The sequence below is a fragment of the Danxiaibacter flavus genome (assembly GCF_041060425.1).
Lineage (GTDB): Bacteria > Bacteroidota > Bacteroidia > Chitinophagales > Chitinophagaceae > Danxiaibacter > Danxiaibacter flavus.
The window spans coordinates 1-578 of record NZ_JAULBC010000030.1 but is presented as its reverse complement, the minus strand read 5'-3'; the positions used below and the strand labels follow the sequence as shown (position 1 = coordinate 578).

Sequence of the window (578 nt, the reverse complement as noted above, 5' to 3'; positions counted from 1 at the left end):
GATCAATCCAATGCCTGTTGTGCCCACTATTGCGATGATCCCTGTGTGCGAAGGTTCAGATCAACTTTTGACAGCAACAAGTTCAACAGCCGGTGTAACTTATAACTGGTCAGGACCAACACCGCTGGTCGTAAATAATAATGAAGCCACAATTAAAGCAGCGACAGTAGCATCAAATGGTAGCTACAGTGTATCTGCAACCTTAAATACCTGTACATCTCAATCTGCTACAGTAAATGTCGCGATCAATCGAATGCCTGTTGTGCCCACTATTGCAATGACACCTGTATGTGAAGGTTCAGATCAACTACTAACCGCAACAAGTTCAACAGCCGGTGTAACCTATAACTGGTCAGGACCAACACCGCTGGTAGTAAATAATGATAAAGCTACAATCAAAGCCGCAACCGTAGCATCAAATGGCAGCTATAGTGTATCTGCAACCTTAAATACCTGTACCTCTAAATCTGCTACAGTAAATGTTGCGATCAATCCAATGCCTGTTGTGCCCACTATTGCAATGACACCTGTATGTGAAGGTTCAGATCAACTACTAACCGCAACAAGTTCAACAGCCG

Annotated in this window: 1 protein-coding gene; it reads left to right on the top strand. The window is 43.6% G+C overall.

What is annotated here, in order from left to right; genetic code table 11:
• A partial coding sequence (locus QTN47_RS27970; RefSeq protein WP_369332769.1) for an Ig-like domain-containing protein occupies window positions 1–578 on the top strand: 578 nt, incomplete at both ends.